Source organism: Sphingosinicellaceae bacterium, assembly GCA_019285715.1.
In the GTDB taxonomy this organism is placed as follows: Bacteria; Pseudomonadota; Alphaproteobacteria; order Sphingomonadales; family Sphingomonadaceae; genus Glacieibacterium.
In genome coordinates, this window is the sequence record CP079108.1 from 3,662,621 (window position 1) to 3,686,400 (window position 23,780).

The following is a 23,780-nucleotide window of genomic DNA, read 5'->3' on the forward strand; positions in this document are numbered from 1 at the left end:
AGGGAGTCGTCGATGGGTGAACGGGCCAACGAAATCGAGCAGCGTCTTGTCGCAGCGCTCGCGCCAACCGCGCTGAAGGTGATTGACGACAGCGACGACCACAGCGGCCACGCCGGCCATTCCGGCGCGGGCGAGAGCCACTTCACCGTCCGGCTGACCGCGGCATCCTTCGCGGGCCAGTCGCGCCTCGAGCGACAGCGCGCCGTCTACGCAGCCCTTGGCGACCTGATGGCTCCCGACCGCATCCACGCCCTCGTCATCGAGGCGAAGGCTCCCGGCGAGGACTGACCGCACGCGGCCCTATCGTTTCTGCAGCTTGACCGAGCGGGCACTTGCCGCGAGCGTCAACCCATGGACCTGAACTGGAGCGCCGCCGACCTCGCCTTCCGTGACGAGGTGCGAGCCTTCTTCGCCGCGGAACTGACACCCGAGCTGCGTGACGCCGCCGCTTGCTTGACCAGCGTGTACGCGCCCCCGGAGATCGCGCTCGAATGGCAGCGCCGCCTCCACTCCCATGGCTGGGTCGCGCCGTCGTGGCCGGTCGAGTACGGCGGCTGCGGCTGGAGCCAGGTCCAGAAATACATCTTCGCCCGCGAGGAAGCCGAGGCGGGCGCCCCGCCGCTGTCGCCGATGGGCCTCGGCATGTGCGGCCCAGTGCTGCTCGGCTACGGTACGCCCGCTCAGAAGGCGCATTGGCTGCCCCGGATGCTCGCGGGCGACGATTTCTGGTGCCAAGGCTACTCCGAGACCGAGTCGGGCTCCGACCTCGCCTCGCTGCGGATGAAGGCGGTCCGCGACGGCGACGACCTCGTCTGCACCGGGCACAAGATCTGGACCACCCACGGCCACGCCGCCAACATGATCTTCGTGCTGGTCCGCACCGCGACGCTCGCCAAGCCGCAGCAGGGCATCACCTTCGCGTTGATGGACATGACCAGCCCCGGCGTCACCGTTCGCCCGACCGTGTCGCTGTCGGGCGAGCACATCCAGAACCTGATCACCTTCGACGAGGTCCGGGTGCCCGTCGCCAACGTCGTCGGCGCCATCGACGACGGCTGGCGCGTCGCCAAGTACCTGATGGAGTTCGAGCGCGGCGGCAGCCAGTACGCCCCGCACCTGCGCACTCGCCTGAACCGCCTCGGCGCGCACATCGCGACGCTCGAGCACGGCGGCGCCGCGCTCCGCACGCGCATGGCCCGCGTCGCTACCGATGTCGAGGCAATGGACGCGCTCGAACTCCAGTTGATGAGCCGCCTGTCGGTCGGCGGCGCGCCCGGCACCATGGCGTCGGTCCTCAAGGTCCTCGGCACCGAACTCAGCCAGCGCCTGACCGAAGTCGAGCTCGACGCCGCCGGGCCCTACGCCGCCGCCTGGCAGCCGCAGCTGACGGTGCCGGGCGGCCCCACCCCCGGCTTCACCGCACCCGCCAACGGCCGCGCCGCGGGCAGCGCCTTCGCCGCCAAGGCCGTCCCGAAATACCTCAACGACCGCGCCGGCTCGATCTACGCCGGCAGTAACGAAATCCAGCGCAACATCGTCTGGGGCACCCTGGGTCGCCAGTAATCGGCCGCCGCTGCAGTTGCCGAGCGACGCCCGCTTGCGTTAATGGGCAGCGCGCCATGCCGGCTTAGCTCAGATGGTAGAGCACCTGATTTGTAATCAGGGGGTCGCGGGTTCGATTCCTGCAGCCGGCACCGTCGCGCGCTGGGCCGGTGCTGCGGCGGCGACGGCCATGAACACCCGGTCGTCGACGGCGTGGAGGCGGCGGACATCGTCGCGTGTCGTTGGGGTCGGGCGGGTCAGGAAGACCGGGGCATCGACGTGCAGCGGGGCGCTCGCGATGCGGCCGGTCGAGACCGTCGAGGGGGCCAGCCACAGCACCGCCGCGATCGCCACCGCCCAGCGGATACGGTGGCCGGGTTTCGGAGCCACGATCACAGCGAGAAGCTCACGCCGGCGCGGGCCGCGACCGAGGCGCGGCCCTGCTGCTGCTCGGCGCTGACCTCGCCGACGAGGCGGAAGCCGCCGCTGCCGCCGACCGCGCGCAGGCGGCCGATCCAGCCGTTGGTGCGGTCCTGGGCGCGGAGCGTAAAGGCGTCCCCGCCGGCGAACCGCGCCGTGGTGTCGCCGAGCCCGCCACCGACGATCTGGCGGCGGCCGCCCTCGGTCTCGATCCGGAACCAGTTTTCGACAAAGGTGCGGTCGCCGAAGTTGAGGCCCGCCACCAGGGTCGCCGACAGCGCAAGCTCGTCGCTGTTGCGCGAGTCGACGTTCAGGTCGAAGGCCTTGCCGCCGCCGTTCTCGGTGTAGCCGCCCTCGTGCAGGCGGTAGTAGTCGACCGCGGCGACCGGGCGCACGGTGAAGCGGCCGAAGCGCGTCTCGTAGGCGATGGCACTCGAGGCCGACAACAGGCTGCCGTCCCACTTGCCCTCGGCGTCGCGCGACACGGCCTCGCTGCCGATGCTGCCCTGGAAATGGCGCGTGCCGGTGAAGTTGATCTTCGCGCCGGAGACGCGGGCATTGGCGGTAAAGCCGTGCCATTGACCGCGCCAGTAGGCGGCAAGTTCGTACTGGTCGGAGCCGACCTCGTTGTCGGTGCCACCGTCGGCATCCTTGCCGTGGAGGTAGGCGAGCGAGCCACCGAAGCTGCCGACCCCGGTGGCGATTTCGCCGCCGCCGGTCGCGCCCCAGCCGCTGACGTCGAAGCCGGCGGTGCTCGCGATGCTCTTGGAGCGGCCCCACGCAACCTGCTGCAGGTAGGTGCTCCAGCGGCCGTGCTCGACGAGGTTGCCCTGCGGGTCGGCGAGCAGCCGGGCGGTGGCGCGCGATCCCTGGGTCACCGCCTCGAAGGTGCCGCCGGCGTGATCGGGCAGCAGCTGGCGCAAGGTGGTGCCGAAGCGTTTGGCATCGGCGATGTCGAGGAACGCACCCGCGACCTTGGCATCGCTGTCGAGCGCCTTGACGACGGCGTCGTAGGCCCGTGACTGGGAGTCGTTGAGGCCGAGTTCGGTCGCGGTCTTGCGCTTCAGTTCGACCGCGATCTCGTTGGCGCTGCCGGCGATGACATTGCTCTTGAAGATGAAGGGCAGCAGCATCGGGCTGGCGGTGAGGTTGGCGGCCCCGCTGATCGAGCCGGCCTGCACGATGACGTAGCGCCCCTCCGCCTGGCTGACGTTGCTGAGGGTCAACGCGACCTGCGACCCGGCGGCGAAGCTCGCCGCACCGGCGACCTGGAACACCGTGTTGGTCTTAGCCGCGGCGTCGATGGTGACGCCGAGCACGCCCTGTGCGCCGACGCTGAGCGAGCCGAGCGCGACGGCCCCCTTGGTGTTGAGCATCAGCGCGCCGCTGCCGACGTTGACCGCAAGGTTGCCGCTGCGGAGCAGGCTGCCGGTGAATTTACTGCCCTCGGTGATCGACAGCTGGTCGCTGCCGCCGCCGAAATCGGTGGTGCCGGTGAAACTCGACTTGCCGCCGAGCGACAGCGTGTCGTTGCCCGAGCCGAACAGGATGTCCCCGGTGATCGACGGTGCGGTCGCCCCGGCGGCACCCGCAACCTGCCGGACAACGGCACCAGCGGTGTTGGCACGCAGGTCGATGGCGACGTTGCGGGCGGAGGTCGCGGTCGCCCCCGACGCGGCAATGGTGCCGCTGTTCTCGACCAGGGTGAGCGTCCCCGAGCGGTCGACGATGCCGGTCGCGAAGCCATCGACGCCCGACGCAACCGCCTTGACCGTGCCGCTGTTGCGGATCGTGCCGACGGTCGCGCCGGCATCGATGGCGATCGCGGTCGAGGTCGCGGTGGCAACGCCGCCACCGGCCGCGCCGACCACGCCCGCGACCCGGATTTCGGCGACGCTGGCACCGTTGCCGAAGCGCAGGGCGGTCGCGCTGGCGTTGTTGGAGATCGCCTGGACCGTGCCGTTTACCGCGATGCCGCCGGCGATTGTGACCGCGCCGCCGAGGCCACCGACCTGCAGGCCGGTCGCAGCGACGTCCTTGTAGACACCGAGCCCGGACACACTGCCATCGATGACGAGGCCGAAGGTCGACCCGGTGACCGCGCCGATGGTCACGGCATGATCCGCTGCGCCGATCCGGACGGCGGGGGCGGCGCCGTAACTGGTGACTGCGGCGGCGCCTTCGGTGGCGTCGGGGATGCCGTCCTTGTCCTCGTCGTCGTTCTTGGGATCGGTGTCCTTCGGTGCGATGGCGAGGATGATGCCGCCCGCGACATTCCCCGCGACGCTGAGCGCCGGACCGCCCTGCAGCAGGTCGTCGGCGTCGAGCTTGGTGATGTCGGCCGGCAGCGTCGTCGCGCGGTAGCCCGTCGCGCTGAGGGTGCCCTGCACGACCAGTCCGCCACCGATGTCGCCGAGGAACGACGCGCCGATCGCATCCTTGCCCTGGGCGGTCACCGTGCCGGCGACGCGAACCGCTCCGCTGACGGCGTTGGCGCGGACCCCGACCGAGCGGTCGCCGACGACCGCGACCGTGCCGCTGGTACTGAGCGACCCGGTCAGCGCGCCGTCGAGGGCGATGCCGGCGGAGTCGTTGCCCTCGATGCCGATGCCGCCGGTATTGGCGACGTTGCCGGTGAAGGCGCCCGCGGTACGGATGCCGGTGCGGCGGAACCCGGAGGCGAGGCCACCGTCGAGGTCGCCGTCCTTGTCGGTGTCGACCGGGACATAGGTCTCGTCGACGGTGATCGTGCCGCTGTTGAGGATGGCGCCGGTACTGCCCATCGCAGCGAGGATGCCGACGGCGTCGTTGGCGTCGGTGATCTTTACCGTCCCTTCGTTAGTGATCTTGTTCACGCCGCTCAGCGTCACGCCGACGCCCGTCCCCAATGTGATCGAGCCCGCCGACGTGATCCGGATGTCGTCGGCCGCACCGCCCTTGATCGTCGCGGTCGCCGCCGCCGTCGTGCGCTTGGTGTCGATCAGGGTCTCGGCATGCGTCGCGCCGGCGAGCAGGAGTGCGAGCGGGGTCAGGCAGGTCGACGCGAACAGTGTACGCAAGGCAACTTACTCCGGCACAGGCGGGGGAACGCGGGGTGCGCTTGCCTGTCAGGAGGGTTGACGATGTCGTAACCGGCCAGCCTTGGCGGCGGCCAGCAATTTTCTCAGAAGCGCGCGTCGATGCCGAGACGGAGGGTGCGCGGCCGCAACGGCGTGATCTGGTCGGCGCCGAGCGACTGGTACGGCGTGCCGAGCGCGAAACGGTTGCCGGTGCTGTCCGCCAGATTGGTCAGCGCCAGCGTCAGTCCGAGTTCGGGGCGGCCGACACGCGCGGTCAGCGCGGTATCCAGGTAGTTCCCCTGCGCCTCGCCGAGCAGCGGCCCGACGCCGAGCCGCGACGTGCCGGTGTAGCGCGCCGACGCGCCGATCCGCAGGTCGAGGGTGTCGTTCAGCGCAGTGTGGTAGTCGATGCCGAGACGCGCCGTCACCCGCGCGACGTTGGGGATCCGGCGGAGCGGCGTGGCCAGCATCGGCGCGGCGGCCGAGGCTCCGTCGGCCAGCGCTGCGCTGGAGGCTATCGGCAGCGCCGCGCCGAGCAGCGCCACGCCGACCAGCGACTGGATGTCGGGGCTGGTGACCTTGCTGTCGTTGACGATCACCGCCGCATCGATCGACAGGCCCGGCATTGGCCGCCAGCCACCGGTCACCGCGAAGCTGTAAATGCGCCCGTCGCCGATGTTGGCGGTGGTCGGCAGGCCGTTGCCGTCGATGAAGTCGGCCTGGATGTCGCGCCACCGGGTCCGCGACACGGTTGCCGCGAGGTCGTAGTCGCCCTTGCCCGTGACGCCGGTGCGGACCCCCGCCTCGATCGTCGCGACGCGGTCGCTCTGGAAGCGCCGGACGAAGTCGGTGTCGACCGACAGCCCGCCGGGGCGGAAGCCTTCGCCGTAGCGCGCGAACAACTCGATGGCACGGGTTGCCTTCAAGGTCGCCGACAGCGACGGCAGCACGCGGGTGTGTGTCCGGCTGGCGACGATGCTCTCGCGCGCCAGCTCGACGGTCTTGGCCAGCGCCTCGACGCTGGTCGGGACGTCCTCGACCCCGCCGGACAGCTTCGACCGTGACAGCCGCGCGCCGCCGGTGATGGTCAGCCCGGCCAGCGGCACGACGCTGGCCTCGCCGAACAGCGTCGCCTCGTCGATGGTGTTGGCGACACCGGTGACCGGCGCGGGCGCGTCGAGCGGCCCGAGCGAGCGCTTCAGCCGCGCCCGGTTGTGGAGCAGGCTGCCGCCGAGCGTCCAGCCGAAGCCGTTCTCCAGGGGGCGCCACAGCCGGGTCTCGTTGGTGATCAGCGAGGTGTGGTTGCGCTGGTCGAAGACCCTGTCCTCGATGTCCGCGGTGGTAGCGTCGAAGCGCTCCGCCAGCGTCTGGCTGGCGATGCCGGTCGACGACACGAGGCGGACACCGTCCCACGCCTTGGTGACCACCAGGTCGCCGAGCCGATAGTCGGCGTCGAACCCCTGCGCGATGGCGCTGGCGTGGGTCAGCAGGGGCCGGCCGCGGTCGGCGTACTGGCTGTCGTCGCCGCGGATCGACTGGAGCGTACCGCCGAGGTCGACGATCCAGTCGTCGCCGGCATCGAGCCGCAGCGCGATCCGGCCACCGGCGGTGCGCGTCCGGTTGATGTTGTCCAGATGGCGCTCGACGTCGTCGATATAGCCGCCCTCGGTGATCCCGTAGCCGACCATGCGGAGGCCGAGCTTGTCCTTGACCAGCGGCAGGTTGACCATGCCGCCGACGTCGCCGCTCGGATCACCGTGCTGGGTCGCCGAGACACCCGCCGAGATCGACGCCTCGGGTTCGCCGAGCCGTGGCGGGTTGCGGACGATGCGCAGGATGCCGCCGAGCGAGCCGGCACCGTACAGCGTCCCCTGCGGCCCTTCGAGGACCTCGACCGCGGCGACGTCGTACAGGCGCAGGTCGGGGTCGGGGGCGTTGTAGGTCAGGCGGACGTCACCGAGGTACTGGCCGACAGTCGCCTGGGTCGGGCCGGTGAAGCTCGAATCGGCGATGCCGCGGATGAACAGCTTGTTGCGACCGTCGCCGAGGTGGGTCGACGAGATGCTCGCCAGCCGCCCCAGCACGCTGTCGCTGCCGCCCTCGCCCCCGAAGCTCAGGTCGTTGCCGTCGAGGCGGGTCGCAGTGCCGGCGAAATTGGCGAACTGGAAGCCGCGTTTGGTCGCCGTGACCACGATCGGGGCGTCGTCGGCCACGGCGGCGCGCATGGCGAACAGGGTCGGCACGGCGGGAGCGGAGGCAATCGCCCGGCGCACCACCGGGCGGTCGATGCGCCACGTGACGGCGTCGATCGCGACCAGCCGCGCGCCGCTCATCCTGGTCAGCCGGGCCAGCGCCGCCGCGACGCCGCGTTCCTTGATGGCGGGCACGCGCTGGCTCCAGAGCCCGTCGTCGCCGATCGCGACGCTGATGCCCGCCTGCCGCCCGAGCACCGCGACCGCCTGGCCGAGGGTCCCGGCGGGCAGGTCGAGCGTGGGCGCAGATGCGGCAATGGCCGCGACGGGTGTCGCGGCCAGCAGAGTGGCAAACAGGAGTGCGCGGGGCCGGGTCACCCGGTCCGTTCGGCCAGCAGCCAGCCGTCCGCGACCGGCCGCACCTCGACGCCGAGCAACGGCCCGAGGCGGTTCATCACGGCGTTGCGGTCGCGCCCGAAGCTGATCACGCCGCGGAACTTGCGGGCCGCGACCGCCGGGCTGGCGGTGATGTGGGTGCCGAGATTGCGGGTCAGGTCCTCGGCGACCAGCGCCAGCGGCGTGCCCGCATAGACCAGCCGCCCGGTCCGCCACGCGCCGATGACACCGGGCTCGATCTCACCGATCACCAGCCTGGTATCGCGGTCGACGACGTGGAGCGTGCGGCCCCCGGACAAATGGACGTTCTCGCCCTTCGGATTGTAGACCACCGCCCCTTCCGCGACCGCGACGTCGGTCGAGCCGTCACGCCGCACGACGTTGAACACCGTCCCCGCATCGACCAGCGTCGCGCCGCCGACGGCCAGCCGAAACGGGTCGGCGGCGTTGTGGACGACGGTGAACACCGCCTCGCCGTGGTCGAGGGTCACGGCGCGTGCGTCATTGTGGTCAAGGGTCAGCCGCGTACCGCCGTTCATCGCGACCTGGCTGCCGTCGGCGAGGGTCAGCGTCCGGGTCTCGCCCGCCGCAGTCTCGATATCATAGGGCGCAGTCCGGTGCCCCAGGGCGCCGTAGCCCAGAACGAGCAGCGACGCCGCGATCGCGCCACCAAGCCAGGCGCGGCGCGGGATCGCGCGGCGTGGCGCTGGCGCGAACAACGGGCGGGGTGCCCGCGGCACCAGGTCGTCGAGCTCACGCTCCGCGTCGGCGAGGGCGTGATAGGCATCAGCGTGGCCGGGCGACGTACCGAGCCAGGCGGCGAACGCCTCCCAGTCGGCGAACGCGGTCTCGCGCTGCCGGATCACCCAGTCGAGCGCCTGGTCGTCGATGGTCATAGGTCCGGACTTCGCGGGTTCAGGGTTCATGGCATCCTCGTGCGCATGACGTTGCCGCGGTCCACGGGCCTTGATGTCCTGTCGGCTTGGGCTCTAGTTGTCATCGAGGCGCTGCCTGAGTTCGATCATCGCACGGTAGGCGCGGCGCAGGTCGCTCTCGACCGTGGTCAGGCTGATCCCGAATTCGCTCGCGAGGTCGCGCTGGGGAATGCCATCCAGCCGGTGCCGCCGGAACACCGCCGCGGCGCGCTCGCCGACGCCGTCGAGCACCGCCCGCGCCTGCTGCAGTTGTTCGCGCGCGATGAGGGCGCGCTCAGCCGCCGGCTCGGCGACGACGTCGACTTCGTCGCTCCAGGCATGATCGCGCTTCGCCGCCTGCCGCGCCGACCGGTAGCGGTCGAGCATCAGGTTGTTCGCAGCGCGGTACAGATACGCCAGCGGCTGCGCGACCGGGCCCGGAGGAGCCTTGCCGATCTTGATCCACAGTTCCTGCAGCAGGTCCTCCGCGGCGTCGCCGGCACCGTGGCTGCGCAGGAAACCGAGCAACGCTGCACGGCTGCCGAGGAACACAGCCTCGAGCCCATTGGCCGGCTCGGTTCCCGGTCCGGGACTGGTCGATGCAACACTCGTCATTGAGGTCGCTGGACCTAGCCGAAAGGCTGCGGCGGCGATACCCATCGTGCTTGTCGGCGCTGGCCCCGCGTTTCGGCGCACCTAGTCAAACAATGTATTGCAGCCTCCGGTCGATCGACCGACAGGCGGACAAGCGATTGCCGGGGCTCACGCAGGTCCCGCACGATGCAAGCCTGGGAGGCAAGATGGCGGACGGGTTCGCGCTGGCCGGAGCCTGCAACTGCGGGGCGGTTCGCTACACGATCACGGCACCGCCGCTTTCCGTGATGGCCTGCCATTGCACGAGCTGCCGCCGCCAGTCGGGGTCGGCCTTCTCGGTCAACCTGATCATTCGCACCGAGGACATGGCCGTCGAGGGCGCGATGGCGTCGTGGGAGGACCGCGACACCAACAGCGGCGCGCCGCTGTCGCGCGAGTTCTGCGGAAGCTGCGGCTCACCGATCCGATCGGTGCCGTCGGTCAGCCCGCAATTCCTCGCGGTCAAAGCCGGAACGCTGGTCGAACCCGACCGATTTGCCCCGTCGATGCATATCTGGACCAGTTCCGCCCTGCCGTGGGTCGTGATCCCGGCGGACCTGCCCCAGTTCGCGCAGGGACCGCAGTAGTTGCAAACCGAGTCCCGCCCCGCCGGAGCTGCGGAATCCTTCGCTGTCGACCGTCCACTGGCGGGCATCCGCGTCGTCGACGGAGTGCGCGGGCCGCTTGCGGCGATCACCCGCTATCTGGCCGAGCTCGGTGCCACCGTCGACCGCGTGGTCCCCGCCGACCCCGCGGATCCGTTCGCCGACATCGCCGCCAACATCGGCAAGCGCTCCTTCGGTGCCGCCATCGACAGCCCCGCCGCGCAGCCGCTGATCGCTGCTGCCCACGCCATCGTCGTCGAGGCCGGGCAATGTATCGACCTCGCCGCGCTGCGCCGCGAGCGCCCCGCGCTGGTGACCATGACGGTCAGCGATTTCGGCACCGGCAATCCGATCAGCGGCTGGCAGGCGACCGACCCCGTCCTCCACGCGCTCTCGGGCGAGCTGTCGCGCTCGGGCATCCGTGGCCAGCCGCCGCTGCTGCCGCCCGGCGAGCTGGCGTACCAGTGCGCCGCGTCGCAGGCGGCCTTCGCGCTCGTCGCGGCGCTGTACAATGCGCTCCGCACCGGCGTCGGCGACCATATCGACTATTCGGCGCTCGATGGCGCGGTGCAGGCGCTCGACCCCGGCTACGGCATCAACGGCAGCGCGACTATGGGACGGCCCGCCCACCTGCTGTCGCGCGACCGGCCCTCGCGGGGGTTCTCGTACCCGATCCTGCGCTGCGCCGACGGCCATGTCCGGATCTGCATCCTCGCGCCGCGGCAGTGGCTGGGCATGTTCCGCTGGATGGGCGAGCCCGCCGCCTTCGCCGACCCAGCCTTTGCCGGCATCTCGCACCGCAACCGCTCGCCCGAGTTGATGCCCGCGATCGCGGCGTTCATCGCCGAGAAGACCCGCGCCGAACTCGAGGCCGAGGGCGAGCGCCGCGGCGTCCCGATCGCGGCGGTGTTGACCTTCGCCGAGTGCATGGCCACCGAGCACATGCGCGCCCGCCACGCCTTCACCGAAGCCCGCCGCGACGACGGCACGGCCGTGACCCTGCCGAACGGGGTCGTCACGGTCGAGGGTGAGCGCCTCGGTATCGCGCCCACCCCCACCGCTGCCGCTACCGAGCCGGACTGGTCGCCGCTGCAGCCCGCCACCGCGCGCATCTTCACCGGGCTCCGCGTCCTCGACCTCGGTGTCATCGTCGTCGGGGCGGAACAGTCGCGCCTGCTCGCCGACCTCGGAGCCGACGTCATCAAGGTCGAATCCCAGGCGTTCCCCGACGGCAGCCGCCAGTCTTACCTGTCCTACGGAATGTCGATCAGCTTCGTCACCGGACACCGCAACAAGCGCAGCCTTGGCCTCAACCTGCGCGATCCCGCCGGGCATGCGCTGTTCCTCGAGCTTGCCAAAAAGGCCGACGTCATCCTGTCGAACTACAAGCCGGGCACGCTCAAGTCGCTCGGCCTCGACCACGAGCAGATCGCCGCGATCAACCCGGCGATCGTCATGGCCGACAGCTCGGCGTTCGGTGCGACCGGACCGTGGAGCACGCGCATGGGCTATGGCCCTCTGGTCCGGGCCGTGACCGGGCTGGCGACTGCGTGGCGCTACCCCGACGACCCCGAGGGCTTCTGCGACTCGGTAACGGTCTATCCCGACCATGTCGCAGCTCGGATCGGCGCGATGGCAGCGGTGGCCCTGCTGATCCGCCGCCTGCGCACCGGCCGCGGCGGCACCGCGAGCATTGCCCAGTCCGAAGTCATGCTGGCGCACTTCGCCGCCGATGCGGCACGGCTCTCGCAAGGCCAGCCCACCGGCGGCCCGCCCGACTGGCCCTGGCAGGTCTATCCGACGTCCGGCGACGACGAGTGGTGCGTGGTCACGGTGCGCGGCGGCGCGGACTGGAGCGCACTCGACGCCCTGGTCGGCGTCGGTGGCGACCCGCTCGACACTCCAGTCGCGCGGCTCGCGGCGCGTGACCGCATCGACGCCGCCCTCGGGCCGTGGCTGCTGGCGCGCACCGCCGACGCCGCGATGACCGAGCTGCAGGCCGCTGGAGTTCCGGCCGCGCGCATGCTCCGCGTCGCCGACCTCCCCGACTTCGCCTATTTCCGCGAGCGCGGCCTGTTCCGGACCGAGGCGCACCCGTTCCTGCCCGACGACTTCCTGACCGAGCGCTGGCACGTCCCCAGCCTGACCAACGCCGAGCCGCCGACCCGCCCAGCGCCGCTCGCCGGCGAGGATACCGCCGAGGTCGTCGCGGACTGGCTCGGCCTCGATCCGGCGAAGGTCGAGGCCCTGATCGCCGCGGGGGTCATCGAACCGCTGGCGGAGGACGTGCGCGCCGCCGCCGAGGCCGCGCGCCGGGTCTAGGCGGAGCGGGCCGGCCGCCACATCGGCATCAGCGGCGGGCAGCCCGGCGCGGGTATGAACGTCGGGCCGGGCACGAACCCCTGCCCGGCGTAGAAGCTGGTGTTCCGGGGGTTGCTGTTTTCGAGATAGCAATCGGTACCGGTCGCATCGCACTCCGCAAGAACCGGTGCCAGCAGCGCCTGGCCGAGCCCCTGCCCGCGCGCGCCCGGCGCCACCCCGACCGCGAACAGGTACAGGTGAGGCGCGACCGGGCGGTGCTGCTTCATCGCCGCATCGACCGCCAGCGCGCGGCGGACCGAGCCGAGGCCGGAGCGTCCGAGCATCTTCGCCGCGACCGCCAGCGTCGCCCCGAGCGGCAGTTCCTTCGACCGCCCGGGCTCGAGCCACATCGTGCCGCCGTTCTCGCCGGCGAGGAAACAGCGCCCGCGCGGCAGGTAGACGTAGCGCGCCAGCGCCTGGAAGGTCGACACGATCATGGCCGCGCTGCCGAGCGTCCAAAGCGACACCGGGTCCGCCGCGAACGCGCTGCCGATGACCCTGCCGAGCGGCTCCCAGTCGCCGGGAGCCGCTGTCGTGATGCTTGCTGCCATGATGTGACGCTGGCTTCCCGGGCGCCGCGACGCAAGCGTTCGTTTCGGAAGCGCGGCGCTGACTCGCTTGCCGCTGCGTGATAATGACGGGCCGCGCATTATCCGGGGGCTACTCGATGACGATCGCCTACATCCCGAACGACCCCGTCTCCGGCACCCCGTCCCGCCAGATCACGCCGTCGCCCGACCGCGCCGCGCCCAAGGTCGGTTTCGCCGTCGCCGGCCTGCCCGTCGAGCAGGTCTACGGCCCCGACAGCAAGGAATACGCCGCGTGGACGGCGCGCGAGGCGGCACTGTCGGCGATCAACGCCTACGAGGCCTGCGCCGGCGCGCTGAAGGCCTGGCAGGGCACGCCGCCGCGCATGACCTTGCCGCTCAACACCGACGCCGGGCAGGACGTCAACGCCTACTACGACCGCGCCAGCCTGTCGTTCTTCGAGAGCCCGATCGCCGGCAAGACCTTCTATTCAGGGGCCTCGCAGGACACCGTCGCGCACGAGACCGGCCACGCCATCCTCGACGCGCTGCGCCCGGACCTGTGGGACGCGGCGATGATCGAGGTGTCGGCGTTCCACGAGGGCTTCGGCGACTGCATCGCGCTGATGACCGCGCTGTCCGACCAGCAGAACCGGCTGGCGATCCTCAAGAACGATCCCAAGCTCGCCAACGCCAACCCGGTGGAGACATTGGTCGAAGCGCTGGCAGCCGCAGTCGCCGCGGCGTTCGGCCCGACGATCAATGCCGCGCTGCCCCGCCACTGCCGGAACGACTTCCGCTGGCTGCTGCCGACCCAGCTGCCCGCCGACGGCCCGGGCACGGTGCTGATCAACGAGATGCACTCGCTCGGGCAGCTGCTCGGCGGCACCTTCTACCGGACCATCGTCGGCATCTTCCTGCGCACCAAGCAGGACGAGGCCGGGCTGTGGCAGGCGACCAAGGTGGCGATGTGGCTGCTCGTCAACGCGGTGCTGCGCGCGCCGGTCAAGCCGCGCTATTTCCAGTCGGTCGGGGTCAACATGCTGGCGCTCGACGCGGCCGCCTACAAGGGCGCCAACAGCCCCGACATACGCGCGGCCTACAACCACCACGGCATCGACGTCGGCTCGTCGACGCTGCTGACGCCGCAGCAGCCGCTCGGCCCGGTCGCGGCAGGGTTCGCGGCGTCGGGCGACACCCCGCTCGGCAGCGGCGGCGACCGCGACCTCGCGACCCTGCTCGGTGCTCCCGCCGGGTCGACCACCAATTACCGCCGCGTCGAGTTCGGCGCGCGCGCCGTCGCCGTCGCCAGCATCGACCGCGCCGTCGACATCGGCAGCCTTGATCCCCGCCTAGCGGGTGCGGTCGCGGTCGCCCCGCAGGAGGCCTTTGTCGGCGAGAGCGGCGGCAGCGCGGCCTTGCTCGGCGCGGTCGACAGCGGTGCCTCGATCAGCGCCGAGGTCCGGTCCTTCGTCGAGACCCTGCTGCGGCGCGACGACATCGCCTTCGACGCGCCGCCGGCGGCCGCGAAGAAGCGCGCGCCCCGCAAGCCGAAAGGCACCGGTGCGGTCGCGACCCCGGGCACCAAGACCCACGCCGTGACTGCGGGCGTGACGGGCTCCGCACCCCAGCTCCGCCGCATCGCGTTCGCGTGCGGTTGCCGGCACCGCCCCTAGTACGCCGACTTCCGCCGCTCGATCAGCCGCTGCTTGCCGTTCTCGCGCACCAGGACGTGCGTCACCCCGGGCGGCAGCGGCGCGAGGGGGTCGTCCGTTTCCAGCACGCGTCCATGCTGCTTCAGGACCGCGAGGAACGCCGCCGCCTCATTCCTTGCTTCATCGGCATCGTCACCCATCCGGGCATCCTGCCGCAAAACCTCGACACCCGCGAGCAATCTGCCGCATACTCGGCGTTCGACGGGGGATGGAGGCGGACCATGGCTGACGGGTCAGCGGACGCGACCGGCCCGATGTTGCCGCCGGACGCTCCGCCTGCCGCCCCCTTGCCCGTTGCCGCCCGCCGCCGCCCCCGCGCCATTTCGGTCCCCAGCGTTCGCCGCCTCCGGGTGTTCGCGCTCGACCCCGCCCTCGCCGCGAGCCTCGACACCGTGTCCCTCGCAACCGCCACGATCGACGTGCCCTACGAGGCCGATCATCGTGGCAATTCCGTCCTCCGCCCCGGCCCGGTCGGCGAGTATATCGAGGTCGTCGACGTCGATCCGGCGTCGGACCGCGCCTACCCGCCGGTCAACCTCGACGACCCGCGGCTGCTCGCCAGCGACGGCCTGATGCCGTCGGAGGGCGACCCGCAGTTCCACCAGCAGATGGTCTACGCGGTCGGCATGAAGACCATCCACGCCTTCGAGGGTGCGCTCGGGCGGCAGGCATTGTGGGCACCGCGCAACACTGTCGTCGGCGGCAAGGCGGTGTTCGAGTACGTGCCGCGGCTGCGCATTTACCCCCACGCGCTGCGCGAGCGTAACGCTTATTACAGCCCGCCCAAGGCGGCGCTGCTGTTCGGCTATTTCCCGGCAGCCGCCGACGTCGGCTCGACCGTGGCGGGGACGATGGTGTTCGCCTGCCTGTCCGCCGACATCGTCGCGCACGAGATGACCCACGCGCTGCTCGACGGCGTCCACCGCCATTACCGCGAGCCCTCCAACCCCCAGGTCGCGGCGTTCCACGAGGGTTTTGCCGACATCGTCGCGTTGTTCCAGCACTTCACCATGACCGATGTCGTCACCGCCTCGATGGCGCACGCGCGCGGCGAGATCGGCGCGGCGCGGCTGCTCGGCGGGCTCGCGGTCCAGTTCGGCGACGCGGGCGGGCGGGCCGGAGCACTCCGCGACTACCTCGACCCCGCGACCGGTAAGCCCCGGCCGGACAACCCGACCGAGGCGCACTCGCTCGGCGCGCGGCTGGTGTTCGCGGTCTACGAAGCCTTCGTCGCCATCGTCGAGAAGCGCATCGGCGACCTCGTGCGGCTGGCGACCGGCGGTTCGGGCATCCTGCCGCCGGGCGAGCTCCACCCCGGGCTGCTCGAACGGCTGGCGCGCGAGACCTGCAAGGCAGCGGCCCAGCTGCTGCGGATCTGCATCCGCGCGATCGACTATTGCCCGCCCAACGACATCACCTTCGGCGAGTACCTCCGCGCGCTGCTGACCGCCGACCTCGACCAGGTCGCCGACGACCGGCTCGGCTACCGTACCGCGCTGATCCAGGCTTTTCGGGGTCACGGACTCCTCCCGCCGCGCCTGCGCACAGTGTCGGTCGAGAGCCTCGCGTGGCGCGCGCCCGCCGACACCCGCCCGGCATGGCTGGCGACCGCGATCGCCAAGTTCAACATCGACTGGGCGGTGACCGCCGACCGATGGACCAGCTACCGCGTCGCCGCCGATCGCAGACGCCTGCTCCATGGCCACCTCGCGCGCGCCTTCAAGGGGCGGGGCGGCGACGCCCTCGCCGACGCACTCGGGCTCGACCCCAAGCTCGGTGCCTTCGACGAGAACTTCCAGCCGATCCAGGGGAGTGGCCTCGACTTCCACGTCCACAGCCTGCGCCGCGCCCGCCGCGTCCGCCCCGACGGCACCCCTGCCAACCAGATTGTCGCGGTCATCGCCCAGCGCCGCCCCGAACTCGTCGACCCCACGCAACCCGACGGCCCACGCTTCTGGTTCCGCGGCGGCGTCACGCTGATCGTCGACCCGGCACCCGAGGGCCATTTCCCGGCCCAACCGGAGATTCGCTACTCGGTGGTCAAGCACATGCTCAGCACGACGCGCCTCGACCGCCAGCGCGCCTTCGCCGCCGCACCGCCGGGCAGCGTCATCCGGTCCCAATATTTCGACACCCACGCCCTCGCCGCCGCCGAGCCCTTCGCCATGGCGCACGCGGACGACATTTCGTGAGCCAAACCTCATGAGCAAGGTCCGCGCCCGCCTCTATTGCCACGGTCTCGGCGACTGCAGCCTGATCGAGTTCGCGCGGCCAACCGGGGCCAAATCGTTCTGGATGCTGATCGATTGCGGCATCCACAACAGCGCGCCCGGGGGGCCGTCGCGCATCGCTGCGGTCGTCGCCGACATCGCCTCGCTGACCAGGCAGCTCGACATCGTCGTCCTGTCCCACGAGCACTGGGACCACGTCTCGGGCTTCGCGACAGCCGACTTCGCGCAGTTCGAGGTCGGCGAAATCTGGTGCGCGTGGACCGAGAACCCGGCCGACGCGCAGGCGCAGGCGCTCGACACGTTCAAGGGCGAGGCACTGACCGCGCTCGCCGGAGCCGCCGACCGGCTCCGCGCGACCGCCGACGACGGGCCCGCCGCAGCCGCCTTGGCGGACGGCCTCGACGCCTTGCTCGGCTTCAACTTCGGCCTTGCCGGCGAGAAGTCGCGCGATGCCCGCGACAAGGGCATCGCGCTCGGTAACGGCCATGTCCGCTACCTCGAGCCGGGCGCGGTCGTGCCGCTGCCGGCCGGACTCGGTGTCACCGCTTATGTGCTCGGGCCGCCGCGCGACCCGAAGGCGCTCGGCGTCCGCGACGGGCCGAACAGCTACGGCATCGCCGCCAGCCTCAACGCCAGCTTCGCCCTCGCCGACGGCACTATCGGGGTCGACGACGATGCCGGCGCGCCTTTCGACGAGACCGAGGGCATCGCGCTCTCCGCGTTACCCACGACCGGAAGGCATGCCGCCTTCCTCCGCGACCATTACCTCGGGCCGGCGGTGGTCGACCCAGCGCCGCTGCCGACCGACCCCGACCCGCCGCAGACCGACCAGGCGTGGCGGCGCATCGACGGTGACTGGCTCGGCGCGGCCGCCGACCTCGCGCTCCAGCTCGACGACCGCACCAACAACACCAGCCTGGTACTGGCGCTCGACCTCGGGCGGTCGAAGGACGGGCTGCTGTTCGCCGGCGACGCGCAACTCGGAAACTGGGGCTCGTGGGCGGCGGTCGCATTCGCCGACGGCACCACCACCGCCGACCTGCTGGCGCGAACGACACTGTACAAGGTCGGCCACCACGGCAGTAGCAACGCCACCGCCCGCACCGGCGGTCTCGAAGCGATGACCCACAAGGCGCTGCAGGCGTTCGTGCCGACCGACGAGGTCATGGCCCGGAAGGTCGGCTGGGGCGCGATCCCGGCGCCCGGCCTGATGGCGCGCCTTGCCGAGAAGGGGGCCGTGACGCGTTCCGACGAGGTCGGCGGCAAATTGTTCGTGGATTATGAATTCGGTGCGTTGCCCACGTCTGTCATCCCGGCGCACGCCGGAACCCAGTTCGGTAAAGCGGGTGCGCGGAAAGCTGGGCCCCGGCGTGCGCCGGGATGACAGGTGTGGGCGGTCTAGGCTCGCCGCCAGGTCGTCCCGCCGGGTCCATCCTCCAGGACGATGCCCCGCCCCGTCAACTCGGCGCGGAGGCGGTCGGACTCGCCAAAATCCTTAGCCGCGCGGGCAGCCGTCCGCCCGGCGACGAGCGCGTCGATCTCCGCATCCTCAGGCGACCGGGCTCCGGCGTCGGGCTCCAGCAACCCCATCAGGCCCATCGCCGCGCGCATCCCGCCGACATCGTCGAGCCGTGACAGCCGCGCCAGCGTCGCCACCGCGTCGGGGGTGTTGAGGTCGTCGGCGAGCGCGGCGATGAAGCGCTCGGGCACCGCGGTCGCGGGCGCGTCGGAGCGGCGCAGGAAGCCCTGCCAGCGGTCGAGGGTCGACTTCGACTGTTCCAGCAGAGCGTCGTTCCACTCGAGCGGCTGTCGATAATGCGCGCTGAGCAGGGCGAGGCGCAGCACCTCGCCCGACCAGCCGGCGGCCAGCAGGTCGCCGACAGAGGTGACGTTGCCGAGCGACTTCGACATCTTCTCGGTGCCCATGCTCAGGAAGCCGTTGTGCATCCAGACCTGCGCCAGCGGCGCGTGGTTTGCGCAAGCCGACTGCGCGAGTTCGTTCTCGTGATGCGGGAAGATCAGGTCGAGCCCGCCGCCGTGGATGTCGACGGTCGTGCCGAGCACCTCGCGGATCATCGCCGAGCACTCGATGTGCCAGCCCGGGCGGCCACGGCCCCAGGGCGAGCCCCAGCCCGGCTGGTCGTCGAAGCTCGGCTTCCACAATACGAAATCGGCGGGGCTGCGCTTGTACGGCGCAACCTCGACGCGGGCACCGGCGATCATCTCGTCGAGGCGGCGACCCGACAACTTGCCGTAGTCGGGGAACGCACCGACGTCGAACAACACGTGCGCCTCGGCGGCGTAGGCGGCGCCGCGCTCGACCAGTTCGGCGATCATCGCGACCATCGCGGGAACGTATTCGGTCGCATGCGGCGCGACGTCGGGTGGCTCGACCCCGAGCGCGCCCATATCGGAGAGGTAGTGGCCCTCGAACTCGGCGGTGACGTCGGCGATGCGGACGCCCCGCGCCTCGGCGGCGGCAATGATCTTGTCGTCGATGTCGGTGATGTTGCGGGCGTAGACGACCTGCCGCTCGGGATATTGGTGCCGGAGCACGCGGCGCAGCAGGTCGAAGACCACCGCGGGCCGGGCGTTGCCGATGTGGGCGCGGCTGTAGACCGTCGGGCCGCAAACATACAGTGTGACGCGGTCGGCGCGGGCCGGCTCGAACGCCTGCTTGCTGCGGGTCAGCGTGTTGTAGAGGCGCAGGGTCACGACCTGGGGCTCACGACTTCTTGTGCGCCTCGGCGTTGGCGATGGCCGCGCGGGCGCGGCGCTGCTCGACGAAATCGACCATCGCCTTGGATGGCGCCTCGATCAGCGGCGCGGTGCGGACGGGGCGCAGCCATTCGGGGCGCAGGCCGGGGTCGACGACGTCGAACACCATGGTACCAGCGAGGAATAGTACTGAGGCCGCAAGCAGGCCCTTCAGTCCGCCGAAGCCGAGCCCGAGGAGCCGGTCGAACGGCCCGAGCAGCGAATTACGCGTCTGGCCGCCGATCGACGTGGCGATCGCGCGGACGACGAAGAACGCGGTGAGGAAGATCACCGCGAACGCCAGCACCGCACCGCCGGCCTCGGTCCCGGTGAAGCGCGTCGCGATGGCCTTGCCCGGCGCATAGAGGTAATGGACCGCGGCGAAACCGGCGACCCAGCCGAGCAACGACAGCACCTCGGTGACGAAGCCGCGCGACAGCCCGCTGAGCCCGCCGAGCGCGATCAGCAGCAACGCGACGATGTCGAAAGCGGAGAGGTGGAGAGCCATTATCGTCGCGTGTAGGGGATTGCCGCGGCGCGGTGAAGGGCGGTCAGTGCTCTGCCTTGACGCCGAGATAGTCGACCAGCCCGTTCAGCGTCCGGAAGCCCTGGATGCGCAGGCCGCCACCTGCGGTGCTGGCGGGCGCCAGCGCGGCGCCGAAACCGAGTTTCGCCGCCTCCTTGAGCCGCAGCCCGGCGTGGCCGACGGCACGCACCTCGCCCGACAGCGCGATCTCGCCGAACGCGATGGTGTCGGCGGGCACGACGCTGTCGGTCAGCGCCGAGATCAGCGCGGCGGCGACGGCGAGGTCGGCGGCGGGGTCCTGGACGCGCAGGCCGCCGGCGACGTTCAGGTAGACTTCGCAGGCCGAGAAGCTGAGGCCGCAGCGCGCTTCCAGCACCGCGAGGATCATCGCCAGCCGGCCGGAGTCCCAGCCGACGACGGCGCGCCGCGGGGTGGCGCCGCTCGCCAGGCGGACGACCAGCGCCTGGATTTCGCACAGGACGGGGCGCGTGCCCTCCAGCGCCGGGAAGACGACGGTGCCGACCACCGGGCTATCGCGATCGGTGAGGAACAGGCTCGACGGGTTGGCGACCTCGGCCAGCCCGCCCTCACCCATCGCGAAGACGCCGATCTCGTCGGTGCCGCCGAAGCGGTTCTTGACGGCGCGGAGGATCCGGTACTGGTGGCTGCGCTCGCCCTCGAAGTACAGCACGGTGTCGACCATGTGCTCGAGCACGCGCGGGCCGGCGATCTGCCCGTCCTTGGTGACGTGGCCGACGAGGACGACTGCTGCACCACTGGTCTTGGCATAGCGGATCAGCTCCTGCGCCGCCGCCCGCACCTGGCTGACGGTGCCGGGCGCGCCCTCCAGCGTGTCGGAGTGCATGGTCTGGATGGAGTCGATGATGACTAGCGCCGGCGGCGGGCCGGCGGAGAGGGTCGTCAGGATATCACGGACCGACGTCGCGGCGGCGAGCTGGACCGGGGCCTTGGCCAGCCCGAGGCGGCGGGCGCGCAGGCGGACCTGGTCGGACGCCTCCTCGCCGGTGACGTAGGCGACGCGGTGCCCGTCCTGCGCCATGCGGCCGGCGGCCTGCAGGAGCAGGGTCGACTTGCCGATGCCGGGGTCGCCGCCGATCAGCACCGCCGACGCCGCGACGAGGCCGCCGCCGAGCGCCCGGTCGAGCTCGGCAATCCCGGTCGAAAGGCGGGGCGGGATCGCGACATCGTCGTCAAGGCCCGCCATCGACAGCTTGACGCCGCCGCCACTGAGCGAGTGCTTGGCGGAGAAGGCGGTGACCGTCGCCCCCGCCTCGGCGCTGATGGTGTTCCACTCGTTGCAGTCGCCGCACTGCCCGGCCCAGCGCGACGCGACCGAGCCGCACGCCTGGCAGACATAGCGGACGGCGGCGCGGGCCATGAAGTTTTCCCCTGAACGAAGCGGGAACATAGCGCCGGGTCAGGCGGAGGGCAAGGGCGCCTTCGGCTTACCGACGCGCCCGAACCAGCGGACGATGAGCGGGCTGGCAAGCAGTGGCACGAACGCCGCGTAGGGCAGGATCATGCCCGCCGTGAACGCGAGGACACCGACGAAGACCGGCGCCCATGCGCGCCGCTGCCCGCGCCGCCGCTCGACCGGGTCGACGATCGGATCGAGCAGGTCGCTGGTCGCGAGCGTTCGCATGACGAGCAGGTTCATCAGGCCGGCAAAGGTCAGCCAGACCGCGTAGAAGCCGATGCCGACGCGGGTGCTGGCGTAGTTGCTGATCACCGCGGTTGGGAACGGCATGAAGGCGATGCTGAGCAGGAACAGCAGGTTGCGCCAGACGATGCGGTCGTTGGCCCTGGTCAGGTAGCCGAAGGCGCGGTGGTGGCCGATCCAGAACCGCCCGATCACGAAGAAGCTGATCAGGAAGCCGATATACTGCGGGATCAGCGCCAGCAGGGCGTTGGCAAGTTCGAGCTCGGTGACCGGGTGGTGCAGTTCGGGGACGCGAACCTCGATGATCAGCAGGGTAATCGCAATCGCGAAGATCGCGTCGGAGAAGAACACCAGCCGGTCGAGCTGGACGCGGTCGTGGTGCGCGGGGCTGGTCATCGGAGGCCAGCCTATGCGGTGGCGGTCGCGCGCGAAAGCCCACTGTCATGCGCCTGAAATATCGGCGACGGATTGATCGCCACCGGATGTCCGGCCTAGACCGGCGCGCGAAGGAAACGACGATGATCAAGCGCTTTGCCGCCGTGCTGGTTCTACTCGGAGTTGCGACGGGGGCCAGCGCGGCGCCGCCGCCGCGCCCGAAGCTTGTCGTCGCGATCTCGATCGACCAGTTCTCGGCGGCGCTGTTTGCCCAGTACCGCGGGCGCTTCACCGGCGGCCTCAAGCTGATGCAGGCGGGCGCGGTGTTCCCGAGCGGCTACCAGAGCCACGCCGCGACCGAGACCTGCCCGGGCCATTCGACGCTGCTGACGGGGCGCCACCCCGCCGCGACCGGGATCGTCGCCAACATGTGGTACGACCCGACGCTCGGCCGGCAGGTATACTGCGTCGAGGACCCCGCCGGTCCGGTCCCCGGCCGCGAGACCGCCCCGCGCGGACCCGCCCACCTCAGGGTGCCGACGCTCGGCGAGTGGATGAAGACCGCCAACCCCGCCAGCCGGGTCTATGCAGTGTCGGGCAAGGACCGCGCCGCAATCACCATGGCCGGTCACAATCCCGACGGCGTCTTCTGGTGGGACGACGAGCGCGGCTTCAACACCTACGTCCCCGCCGGTACGCTGGCCGAGGCGCGACTGGCTCCGGTGGCCGCGTTCAACAAGGCGCTGGCGACCCGCTGGGCCAAGGCCCCGCCGGTCTGGCGGCCCGCCGGCATGGGCTGCGTCGCGGGCGGCAGCGACCAGTTCGGCAAACTGACCGTCGCGCACAGCATCCCGCCCGCGGGCTACACCGGCGACTGGACCGACCCCGCCAACCTCAAGTATTTCCGCGCGACCCCGATGCTCGACGAGACGACGCTCGACATGGCGGCGGCGCTGCTCGACCGCTTCAAGCTCGGACGCGGCCCGGCTCCCGACCTGCTCGCGGTCAGCCTCAGCGCCACCGATTATGTCGGGCACCGCTACGGCAGCGAGGGTGTCGAGGCGTGCGACAACCTCGCCCATCTCGACCGCGCGCTCGGCGTGTTCCTGGCCAAGCTGGCGGCGTTGAAGGTGCCGGTCGTCGTCGTGCTGAGCGCCGACCACGGCGGCATCGATGCGGCCGAGCGGGTCGCGGCGCGCGGGGTTCCGGCCGAGCGCCTGAGCGCCGACGTGATCGCCGAGGTCGGGGGTGCGGTGCAGGCCGAGCTCAAGCTCGACTTCCAGCCGCTCGCCGGTGACGCGCAGCAGATCAACATCACCGGTTTCGGTGAGCGCGACCCGAAGCTGACGGCGCAGATCGCTGCTGCCGCGACCCGCCTGCTCCGCGCTCGCCCCGACGTCGTCGCGGTGTTCAGCCGGGCGGAGGTCGCCGCCGCGGTCCCGCCGCCGGGCAAGCCGGTCGACGAACTGACCCTCGCCGAGCGCTTCCACGAGAGCTACGACCCGGAGCGCAGCGGCGACATCGCGGTCGCGCATAAACCGTACAGCAGCGGCGGGGCTCCCGCGGTGCTCGGCGACTATGTCGCGGGCCATGGTAGCCCGTGGAACTACGACCGCCGCGTGCCGATGCTGTTCTGGTGGCCGGGCGCGACCGGCTTCGAGCAGCCGCTGCCGGTCGAGACCGTCGACATCGCGCCGACGCTGGCGGGGCTGCTCGGGGTGCCGACGACGACGGTGGACGGTCGCTGCCTCGACCTCGACGCGACCGCGACCGGGAACAGCTGTGCACCAGCGGCAAAGTAACGTCTTTCAGGTCCGCTCCGAAGCGCCTTAAGAGCAACCGGGGA

The 23,780-nt window shown here is 71.1% G+C and carries 19 protein-coding genes and 1 tRNA gene; 9 read left to right on the forward strand and 11 right to left on the reverse strand.

Annotation, left to right across the window (positions count from 1 at the left end):
* Positions 1 to 12 precede the first annotated feature (12 nt).
* The 3 genes from KX816_16885 to KX816_16895 all read left to right on the forward strand — a co-directional run bounded on the left by KX816_16885 (position 13) and on the right by KX816_16895 (position 1,694).
* Positions 13 to 288, forward strand: coding sequence for a BolA family transcriptional regulator (locus KX816_16885; GenBank protein ID QXQ05865.1), 276 nt, complete (start codon positions 13 to 15; stop codon positions 286 to 288).
* Positions 289 to 351: 63 nt separating this feature from the next.
* Complete coding sequence (locus KX816_16890) at positions 352 to 1,563, forward strand: acyl-CoA dehydrogenase family protein (GenBank protein ID QXQ05866.1); 1,212 nt, start codon at positions 352 to 354, stop codon at positions 1,561 to 1,563.
* A 58-nt stretch (positions 1,564 to 1,621) separates the two neighbouring features.
* Positions 1,622 to 1,694, forward strand: a tRNA-Thr gene (locus KX816_16895).
* Here the strand turns inward: KX816_16895 and KX816_16900 are convergent.
* The 5 genes from KX816_16900 to KX816_16920 form a co-directional block, all read right to left on the reverse strand.
* Positions 1,660 to 1,932, reverse strand: coding sequence for a hypothetical protein (locus KX816_16900; GenBank protein ID QXQ05867.1), 273 nt, complete (start codon positions 1,930 to 1,932; stop codon positions 1,660 to 1,662). The genes KX816_16895 and KX816_16900 overlap by 35 nt on opposite strands.
* A 2-nt stretch (positions 1,933 to 1,934) precedes the next feature.
* Positions 1,935 to 5,021: an autotransporter domain-containing protein gene (locus KX816_16905; protein QXQ05868.1), complete on the reverse strand. Its 3,087-nt coding sequence runs from the start codon at positions 5,019 to 5,021 to the stop codon at positions 1,935 to 1,937.
* 104 nt (positions 5,022 to 5,125) lie between these two features.
* Positions 5,126 to 7,591 (reverse strand): TonB-dependent receptor, encoded by a 2,466-nt coding sequence (locus KX816_16910; protein ID QXQ05869.1) that lies wholly within the window; start codon positions 7,589 to 7,591, stop codon positions 5,126 to 5,128.
* A complete protein-coding gene (locus KX816_16915) occupies positions 7,588 to 8,499 on the reverse strand; it encodes a FecR domain-containing protein (GenBank protein QXQ08637.1) in 912 nt (303 codons plus the stop codon). Before KX816_16915 ends, KX816_16910 begins: the two co-directional genes overlap by 4 nt.
* A gap of 99 nt (positions 8,500 to 8,598) precedes the next feature.
* On the reverse strand, positions 8,599 to 9,138 hold the full coding sequence (locus KX816_16920; protein ID QXQ05870.1) for an RNA polymerase sigma factor: 540 nt from the start codon (positions 9,136 to 9,138) through the stop codon (positions 8,599 to 8,601).
* 185 nt (positions 9,139 to 9,323) lie between these two features.
* On the opposite strand from KX816_16920, the gene KX816_16925 reads away from it, so the two are divergent.
* Together KX816_16925 and KX816_16930 are read left to right on the forward strand one after the other, a co-directional pair.
* The gene (locus KX816_16925) at positions 9,324 to 9,743 is read left to right on the forward strand and encodes a GFA family protein (GenBank protein QXQ05871.1); all 420 of its coding nucleotides are present in this window, start codon (positions 9,324 to 9,326) and stop codon (positions 9,741 to 9,743) included.
* Complete coding sequence (locus KX816_16930; protein QXQ05872.1) at positions 9,744 to 12,083, forward strand: CoA transferase; 2,340 nt, start codon at positions 9,744 to 9,746, stop codon at positions 12,081 to 12,083. It begins immediately after the preceding gene.
* Here the strand turns inward: KX816_16930 and KX816_16935 are convergent.
* Positions 12,080 to 12,673: a GNAT family N-acetyltransferase gene (locus KX816_16935; GenBank protein ID QXQ05873.1), complete on the reverse strand. Its 594-nt coding sequence runs from the start codon at positions 12,671 to 12,673 to the stop codon at positions 12,080 to 12,082. The two genes, KX816_16930 and KX816_16935, sit on opposite strands and share 4 nt — an antisense overlap.
* A gap of 116 nt (positions 12,674 to 12,789) precedes the next feature.
* On the opposite strand from KX816_16935, the gene KX816_16940 reads away from it, so the two are divergent.
* On the forward strand, positions 12,790 to 14,325 hold the full coding sequence (locus KX816_16940; GenBank protein QXQ05874.1) for a hypothetical protein: 1,536 nt from the start codon (positions 12,790 to 12,792) through the stop codon (positions 14,323 to 14,325).
* On the opposite strand, the gene KX816_16945 is transcribed toward KX816_16940, so the two are convergent.
* Positions 14,322 to 14,504, reverse strand: a complete 183-nt coding sequence (locus KX816_16945) for a hypothetical protein (GenBank protein ID QXQ05875.1) — start codon at positions 14,502 to 14,504, stop codon at positions 14,322 to 14,324. The genes KX816_16940 and KX816_16945 overlap by 4 nt on opposite strands.
* 81 nt (positions 14,505 to 14,585) lie before the next feature.
* On the opposite strand from KX816_16945, the gene KX816_16950 reads away from it, so the two are divergent.
* Both KX816_16950 and KX816_16955 read left to right on the forward strand, forming a co-directional pair.
* Complete coding sequence (locus KX816_16950; GenBank protein ID QXQ05876.1) at positions 14,586 to 16,556, forward strand: hypothetical protein; 1,971 nt, start codon at positions 14,586 to 14,588, stop codon at positions 16,554 to 16,556.
* A gap of 10 nt (positions 16,557 to 16,566) precedes the next feature.
* Entirely contained in the window at positions 16,567 to 17,979 is a 1,413-nt protein-coding gene (locus tag KX816_16955) for an MBL fold metallo-hydrolase (GenBank protein QXQ05877.1), read from the forward strand.
* 14 nt (positions 17,980 to 17,993) lie between these two features.
* Here KX816_16955 and cysS read toward each other — a convergent pair whose 3' ends face one another.
* Genes cysS through KX816_16975 form a run of 4 tightly spaced genes read right to left on the reverse strand, consistent with a single transcriptional unit; the run spans position 17,994 to position 21,955 of the window.
* Positions 17,994 to 19,310, reverse strand: coding sequence for a cysteine--tRNA ligase (cysS, locus tag KX816_16960; GenBank protein ID QXQ05878.1), 1,317 nt, complete (start codon positions 19,308 to 19,310; stop codon positions 17,994 to 17,996).
* Positions 19,311 to 19,320: 10 nt separating this feature from the next.
* The gene (locus KX816_16965; protein QXQ05879.1) at positions 19,321 to 19,860 is read right to left on the reverse strand and encodes a CvpA family protein; all 540 of its coding nucleotides are present in this window, start codon (positions 19,858 to 19,860) and stop codon (positions 19,321 to 19,323) included.
* Positions 19,861 to 19,903: 43 nt separating this feature from the next.
* Positions 19,904 to 21,277 carry a DNA repair protein RadA gene (gene radA, locus KX816_16970; GenBank protein ID QXQ05880.1) on the reverse strand — a complete coding sequence of 458 codons (1,374 nt, stop codon included), beginning with the start codon at positions 21,275 to 21,277 and terminating at the stop codon, positions 19,904 to 19,906.
* 39 nt (positions 21,278 to 21,316) lie between these two features.
* Entirely contained in the window at positions 21,317 to 21,955 is a 639-nt protein-coding gene (locus tag KX816_16975) for a DUF1211 domain-containing protein (protein QXQ05881.1), read from the reverse strand.
* 122 nt (positions 21,956 to 22,077) lie between these two features.
* On the opposite strand from KX816_16975, the gene KX816_16980 reads away from it, so the two are divergent.
* On the forward strand, positions 22,078 to 23,736 hold the full coding sequence (locus tag KX816_16980) for an alkaline phosphatase family protein (protein QXQ05882.1): 1,659 nt from the start codon (positions 22,078 to 22,080) through the stop codon (positions 23,734 to 23,736).
* Positions 23,737 to 23,780 lie beyond the last annotated feature (44 nt).

Coding starts and splice junctions, on each gene's coding strand:
- KX816_16885 (QXQ05865.1), top strand. CDS start 13: ATGGGTGAACGGGCCAACGAAATCGAGCAGCGTCTTGTCGCAGCGCTC.
- KX816_16890 (QXQ05866.1), top strand. CDS start 352: ATGGACCTGAACTGGAGCGCCGCCGACCTCGCCTTCCGTGACGAGGTG.
- KX816_16920 (QXQ05870.1), bottom strand. CDS start 9,138: ATGACGAGTGTTGCATCGACCAGTCCCGGACCGGGAACCGAGCCGGCC.
- KX816_16925 (QXQ05871.1), top strand. CDS start 9,324: ATGGCGGACGGGTTCGCGCTGGCCGGAGCCTGCAACTGCGGGGCGGTT.
- KX816_16935 (QXQ05873.1), bottom strand. CDS start 12,673: ATGGCAGCAAGCATCACGACAGCGGCTCCCGGCGACTGGGAGCCGCTC.
- KX816_16940 (QXQ05874.1), top strand. CDS start 12,790: ATGACGATCGCCTACATCCCGAACGACCCCGTCTCCGGCACCCCGTCC.
- KX816_16945 (QXQ05875.1), bottom strand. CDS start 14,504: ATGGGTGACGATGCCGATGAAGCAAGGAATGAGGCGGCGGCGTTCCTC.
- KX816_16950 (QXQ05876.1), top strand. CDS start 14,586: ATGGCTGACGGGTCAGCGGACGCGACCGGCCCGATGTTGCCGCCGGAC.
- KX816_16955 (QXQ05877.1), top strand. CDS start 16,567: ATGAGCAAGGTCCGCGCCCGCCTCTATTGCCACGGTCTCGGCGACTGC.
- KX816_16965 (QXQ05879.1), bottom strand. CDS start 19,860: ATGGCTCTCCACCTCTCCGCTTTCGACATCGTCGCGTTGCTGCTGATC.
- radA (QXQ05880.1), bottom strand. CDS start 21,277: ATGGCCCGCGCCGCCGTCCGCTATGTCTGCCAGGCGTGCGGCTCGGTC.
- KX816_16975 (QXQ05881.1), bottom strand. CDS start 21,955: ATGACCAGCCCCGCGCACCACGACCGCGTCCAGCTCGACCGGCTGGTG.
- KX816_16980 (QXQ05882.1), top strand. CDS start 22,078: ATGATCAAGCGCTTTGCCGCCGTGCTGGTTCTACTCGGAGTTGCGACG.